The following is a 6,562-nucleotide window of genomic DNA, read 5'->3' on the forward strand; positions in this document are numbered from 1 at the left end:
AAACTGGAGGAATATATATGGCAAGAATTAAGAAGAACCCTTCAAAAGCTGGAATTAGTGCAGCAAGCGTAACAGGAAACGCTGGTCCAACTGATCGTGGCGTTGAAAAAGGGCGTCAAGGTAATAACCAACAATATAAGAAGCATAATATGGGCGAAAAATAACGCTATATTTTTGGGCAGAGAACGTGGCATAATGATTAATGGCTGCTTTTTCTGCCCAATTTATTTGTACATATGGAAAACAAAAGAGGGAACGACGATGAAACGAACAATAATTATGATTGTAATGATTGCCACACTATTTACAGGGATGATTTTCTTCTCTTATGCACATAGGCAACAAGTTGTAAGAGCAGATCAACCAGATATTACTGGTCAATATGGGATTACAATCGATGCAGACACAGGGAAAATTTTGTATGGAAAACGTGAAGATGAACGCTCTTATCCGGCTAGTATAGCCAAAATGATGACGACCCTTCTCTTACTAGAGAATGTAAAAGAAGATGAGGAAATTATGGTTACGGAGAATGCGATTAAAACAGAAAGTCAAAGTACAAAGATTAAGCTACGCGCGGGTGAAAAATTAAAACGTGATGAGGCATTAAAGCTTATGCTGATCATTAGTGCAGACCCAATCGCTGAATCAATTGCAGAACATATTGCAGGATCAAAAGAAGCGTTTGTTAAAATGATGAATGCTAGAGCGAAGGAACTTGGTACAAAACATGCAACTTTCAAAAACGCAAGCGGTGCTGATGCACTTGGAAATAAAGTATCACCTTATGACATTGCTATTATTACGAAAGAAGCATTAAAATATCCGATTGTTTTAGAATATATGAATTCAACACGCACAACACTACATACTTCAGAGCGCTCTCCCAAAATTGCAAACTATGGACGAGAAGAACTATATGACGATCCATATGCGATTGGAAGTAAAAGCGGTTTATCTGCACTCGGAAAATATACAGTCGTAACTGTTGATGAAAAAGACGGTAAACGTGTTATTAACGTCGTATTATCTTCTACTCGTACACAGCTATATCCTGATACGAAGAAAATGGCACATTACGCATTTCAACAATTAAAATAACCAAGGAGAATTTTCTCCTTGGTTATTTTTTGATCATACCTTTTAAAACGAATGCAACGTTTGCTGGGCGCTCTGCTAGACGGCGCATGAAATAACCATACCAGTCGTTTCCATAAGGCACGTAAACACGCATTTTATAACCTTCTTTTACTAGCTCAAGTTGACGCTCTGTACGAATACCAAATAACATTTGGAATTCAAATTGATCCCTTGAAATATTGTGTTCTTCGGCAAGTTTTTTCGTATATTCAATAATCGCTTCGTCATGTGAAGCAATTGCAGTGTAATTTCCATTTAATAAGTGCATTTTAATAATTTTTTTATAATTGTCATCTACATCTTTCTTGTCCGGGAACGCTACTTCTTCAGGTTCTTTATAAGCCCCTTTTACAAGACGTAAATTCGGATTATAAGCATTTAAATCTTCAATATCTTTTTCTGTACGATATAAGTACGCTTGAATAACAGTACCGATATTATCGTATTCAGATTTTAATTGTTTAAAGATATCAATTGTTTTTCCGCAACGCGTATAGTCTTCCATATCAATTGTAACAAACACACCATTTTCTTTTGCAGCTTCTAAAATGCGGCGCATATTATTCATTACAATCTCATCAGAGATATCTAATCCCATAGAAGTCATTTTTAAAGAAAGCTGCGAATCAAGACCTTCTCTTCCAATTGCACGAATCGCTTCAATCGATTGGGTAGCCATTTCATTTGCTTCGGCTTCATTATCAACGAATTCACCTAAATAATCGATTGTTACACAAAGACCTTGCTTGTTTAATTGTTGAATTGCCGCTGTCGCTAATTCAATCGTCTCCCCTGCGACGAAGCGACCTGCACCAAAGCGCAAACCGTACTTTTTAGCCAGTTTTGTTAGCGCTTTATTTTTTGACAAGAAAAGAAACGAATTTCGCATTAATTGTTCCATGTAATTCACCCCTATGACTGTACTTTATCTGTTTTTTACCCCTCTTCAAAATTATATCATTCTTTAAAATTATTTGATACAAATAATTATTTAGATAATTTATAAAATACTATAAAAATATTTAAAAACCTATATTCTCGCTTGTAAATATGAAGGAAATATTTTTCGACATTTAGAAAAAACAGGTTTACTAGGCAAAAAATAAGCATACTGAAAATATTCGACATGCTTATAAAACCCTTTATATTCCATGTAAGTTATATAAGGATATTAATAAAGAAAACTTGAGGTAACATTACCTCAAGCTTTCTCACTTCTCATTTCGCTTCTCATCATTTAACTTTTTAATATTCGTAATTAACTGTACCATCTCTTCTTTCGCGTCTGGATACGTCTCATTCCAATGCTTCACTAAAGCTGGCATCGTCTTAGCGATGTAAGAATAAAGTGCCCATTTTTGCACCTGCTCTTTTCGTTCTTCATTACTTTCTCCTAGCAATAGCTCTGTATACTTTTCTAAAAGTCCATCAAATTGCTCATTAAACTTCTCACTCATCTCATTTCCTCCTATATGTAACACTATAAAAAAAGCAGCGAAGATCGCTGCTTTTTCTTATAATTTTGATCGAACAGAGTTTAACTTCTTCTCCATCGTGCTTACTTTATCACGACGATCATCGATACGAATTGTTGTCGCAACGCGCTGTGCACCTTTCGTATATGGAACTTCGTGCATTTGTTGAATTACTTCTAGAATAACAGGAAGATCTCCTTCAATTACTGTATTCATCGGTGTTAATTGATACTTCACGCGATCAGCATTTTTCTCTAACACTTTTTGTACTTCTGCTACATATTCACTAACACTTGGATTACCTGTTCCTACTGGAATAATCGATACATCAACAATTGCCATCGTAGTCTTCCTCCTATAATTGCTTCTTATATATCCATTGTCTATTTTACCGAAATCCTCATCATTTTACTAATTTGTTATTCCTCTACTTTAAACTGCTCAACTAATCTTTCTAAGTCTCTCATATGCTCTGTCAAACTTTCCATCGTATGAGCTACTTTTTCTAAATGATTCACTTGCGATTCAGTTGCAGCATTTACCTCTTCAGAAACAGCTGCACTTTCTTGACTCGTACCAGCAATTGTTTGCATTACCTCTGTAATTTCTCCTTGCTCGTGACCTATATTATTTACCTCTTCTACAATTTTTTCAACTGAGGTACTAATCGTATTTACAACTGACATAATCGTGCGGAATTCCGTTTCTGCCTCTGTCGTCACTTGATTTTGTATATCCGCAATATCTTTCAATTTACTTACGACTTCTACAACTCGTTTTACTTCTAATTGTACATCACCAATCATCGTTGCGATTTCTCCTGTTGCCTCTTTTGATTGTTCAGCTAATTTTCGAACTTCTTCCGCAACAACCGCAAATCCCTTACCTTGCTCACCTGCACGAGCTGCCTCAATCGAAGCATTTAGAGCAAGTAAATTCGTTTGATCCGAAATACCTTTTATAAGCTCTACAACATTTTGAATCGATCCGACTCTTTGCTCTAACTTACCGGATGCTTCCTCTGTATGAACAACAATCGAAGATGATTCTCCTTTTGTACGAACTAAATTCCGCATCGTATTTAATCCTTGCTTAGATGCCTCTTCTGCTTTGCCAGCCACTCCTTTTATTTCACCAACGGAGCTATTCATTTGTTCCACTGACTGCGCCATATTCTCAAGCTGCGCTGAAACTTCATCTACACTATTAGCAAGAGTAGATGCTCCCCCGCTCACATCATCCATTGCACCTGATACTTCTCTACTAGCTGCTACCGTTTCATTCGTTAAATAATGCAGATTATGCGTCGATTGTTGCACTGTCGATACACTATTTTTAATTTTACTTACCATTTCATTCATTTGCTCCACCATATGATTAAAGTGAGTCGTAAGCGTACCAACCTCATCTTTACTTGTCACTTTCATTTGCAGTGTTAAATCACCTTCCGCTACTTTATGAACGTGATTCGTTAACAATTGTAACGGTCTTGCTAATCTTCTTGAGAATAAATATGAAGCTAATATTCCAATCAATAAACTTATACATGCCATTATAATAACTGTATTTCTTGTTTCTACGAGTAAGTTATCAATTGATTCTTTCGGATATACAATCCCAATTTCCCATTTCATCTTATCAAATAACTGACTATATGCTACTACATCTTTCCCACCTAATGTCGCCACCGCAAATTTCGTTTCATCTTTATGTAAGCTTTTAACGAGTGGTTCTTTTGAAACATCTTTTCCTACTTTTTCTGGATACACAATGGCAATATTTTTATCATTTACAATAAACATTTCTCCGCCATTATTATATTGAATATTATGGAGTAGCTTTTGAATCGTCCCTAATGATACATCCATTGCTACAACCCCTAACATAGAACCATCTTGTCCGACAATGGCTTTTGAAACTCCAATACTTAACTTACCTGTCGCGATTTCATATTGTGGTTGTCCCCAAATAATCGATTTTGTATCTGCTTCTGATGTTTTATACCAAGGACGACTTGTTGGATCATATCCCTCAGGTACTTTTCCTCCGTCAGCAAGATTTGCGCTTAACGTTTTTTTATCTTTCGTCCCAATATATACATCTAAAATATCAGGATGATTCTTTTTAAATCTTGAAAATTCTTTTAAAATAAAACTCTCCTCTTCTGGAGTAACCCCATCTTGTAACATATTTTGAATATCATCATGACTTCCATAATGTCCCATATCTTCTTCAATTCGCTGCATAAATGCAGTTAACTGCTCTGTTACAAGATCCATCGTATTTTGAGAATACTGATCAAGGGAACGAGTCTCCTTCTCTTTCTGTAACTGATACACAGCTGTACCTAATATTACAAACATCATAGAAATAAGCACCGAAAATACTACCGCAATTTTTAAACGTAAACTTCTCAACATCTTCCCCCAAGCATCCCCTTCTTGATGAAATTTAATCATATTAATCACTATATTAAGTATAATAGATAAACATGAAAGCTCAATCTAAATAGTTTAAAAAATTGAAATTTGTTCTCATTTCAATCAACTTAGTTATTATCGTAACACTTGTGTAAAAACAAATAGTTCATTATCCTTAACATATAATCTCATTCGTTCGGAGGGAACTATGTTACAAAAATTCGGTTTCTCACAATATGAAAGCCAAGCTTATGAAGTTGTCGTATCAAGCAATGAACCATTAGATGCAACAACCATTGTTAAACATTCAGGTGTTCCAAAAGCAAAAATATATGAAGTGTTAACACGCCTAATTGATAAAGGGATGGTAATGGATTCTGTTTCAGAAAAGAAAAAATTGTATACAGCATTACCCCTCAAGCTAGCAATTGAAAAGTTAACGACAGAATTCCAATCTAATATTAAAGAACTTGAAAATAATATTTCTAAAAAATCATTTACAGATGACCGTGTTTGGAGTTTAAAAATGCAGTCTTCTATTAAAGTGCAAAGTAGACAACTTGTAGAGGATGCGAAAGAATCCATACGCATCTCCGCATGGAATGATACCCTTTTAGAATATCTTCCTTTACTAGAACAAAAGGCAAAACAAGGTGTCCAGATCGAGGCCCTCATAGTTGGAAAAGTAGAAACAGACTTAGAAAACATGCATTTTCTAATCCCAACTGAAGAGCCTAACGCATTAGAGCGCTACTTACTGCTCATCGTTGACGGTCGCGAAATTTTATTTGCTGGTGTAGAACAAGAATCATGGCAAGCGATGAAAACAATGTCGCAGCCTTTCGTGAAATTTTTTACGGAATTCTTCTATCATGACGTTGCACTTGCGAAGATTACAGAGAAGCACCATGATCTCTTTATGGAAGATGAGGAAATTAAGAGTTTATTGATGAAGTTGAGATATTAAAAAAAACGCCTTTATTTCAAGGCGTTTTTTGTTATGCTTTTTGTCTCATTCTTAACACATATGCCCCAGCAATTATAAATCCAATCCCTAGAATAAATAAGAGCGCAAACTCTTTCGTACCACCTGTCATTGGTAAACGAACTTCATCCTTAGCAGGCTTTTCTATTGACTTCACATCATCTGTAGAAGGTTTTACTTCTCCACCCGGTGTTTGAGGCTGATCCGGTTTAGGAGTTGTAGAAGGTTTCTCTTCTTTCTTGTTCTTTACAGTATGCTTAATAATTTCTCCATTCTCTTTTATTTCGAATGCAAATGTCTCCTCACTAATTACATATCCATTCGGCGCTATTGTTTCTTTATATGTGTACTTTCCGTATGGTAGTTTAAATTTCGCTACACCTTGCTCATCCGTTTTCCCTTTTACTACTTCTTTCCCTTGTTCGTTATAAATTGTAAACTCTGCATTTGGTAGTTTCGTATTTCCATCTGCTACATCTACTTTTGTTATTTCTAGTTCACCTTCTACTTTTTTATCTTGAACGATATGCTTAATAATTTCT

Annotated in this window: 8 protein-coding genes; 3 read left to right on the plus strand and 5 right to left on the minus strand. The window is 35.5% G+C overall.

The window, feature by feature from the left end; genetic code table 11:
* The first annotated feature begins 17 nt into the window (after nt 1–17).
* Both U860_RS31685 and U860_RS0117825 read left to right on the plus strand, forming a co-directional pair.
* Nucleotides 18–164 (plus strand): YuzL family protein, encoded by a 147-nt coding sequence (locus tag U860_RS31685; RefSeq protein ID WP_002174078.1) that lies wholly within the window; start codon nt 18–20, stop codon nt 162–164.
* 97 nt (nt 165–261) lie between these two features.
* Entirely contained in the window at nt 262–1,101 is an 840-nt protein-coding gene (locus tag U860_RS0117825) for a serine hydrolase (protein ID WP_025149614.1), read from the plus strand.
* Nucleotides 1,102–1,123: 22 nt separating this feature from the next.
* Here U860_RS0117825 and U860_RS0117830 read toward each other — a convergent pair whose 3' ends face one another.
* The 4 genes from U860_RS0117830 to U860_RS0117845 all read right to left on the minus strand — a co-directional run bounded on the left by U860_RS0117830 (nt 1,124) and on the right by U860_RS0117845 (nt 5,035).
* The gene (locus U860_RS0117830; protein ID WP_002174080.1) at nt 1,124–2,041 is read right to left on the minus strand and encodes a proline dehydrogenase; all 918 of its coding nucleotides are present in this window, start codon (nt 2,039–2,041) and stop codon (nt 1,124–1,126) included.
* 310 nt (nt 2,042–2,351) lie between these two features.
* Nucleotides 2,352–2,597 (minus strand): YusU family protein, encoded by a 246-nt coding sequence (locus tag U860_RS0117835; protein ID WP_002145027.1) that lies wholly within the window; start codon nt 2,595–2,597, stop codon nt 2,352–2,354.
* A gap of 57 nt (nt 2,598–2,654) precedes the next feature.
* Entirely contained in the window at nt 2,655–2,957 is a 303-nt protein-coding gene (locus U860_RS0117840; protein WP_001018862.1) for an MTH1187 family thiamine-binding protein, read from the minus strand.
* A gap of 77 nt (nt 2,958–3,034) precedes the next feature.
* The gene (locus U860_RS0117845) at nt 3,035–5,035 is read right to left on the minus strand and encodes a methyl-accepting chemotaxis protein (protein WP_025149615.1); all 2,001 of its coding nucleotides are present in this window, start codon (nt 5,033–5,035) and stop codon (nt 3,035–3,037) included.
* A 208-nt stretch (nt 5,036–5,243) separates the two neighbouring features.
* On the opposite strand from U860_RS0117845, the gene U860_RS0117850 reads away from it, so the two are divergent.
* Nucleotides 5,244–6,002 carry a TrmB family transcriptional regulator gene (locus tag U860_RS0117850; RefSeq protein WP_025149616.1) on the plus strand — a complete coding sequence of 253 codons (759 nt, stop codon included), beginning with the start codon at nt 5,244–5,246 and terminating at the stop codon, nt 6,000–6,002.
* A gap of 31 nt (nt 6,003–6,033) precedes the next feature.
* Here U860_RS0117850 and U860_RS0117855 read toward each other — a convergent pair.
* Nucleotides 6,034–6,562 (minus strand): prealbumin-like fold domain-containing protein (locus U860_RS0117855; RefSeq protein WP_029953022.1); only part of this gene is annotated, 529 nt, incomplete at its 5' end.

This window comes from Bacillus sp. H1a, from assembly GCF_000633475.1.
Lineage (GTDB): Bacteria > Bacillota > Bacilli > Bacillales > Bacillaceae_G > Bacillus_A > Bacillus_A paramycoides.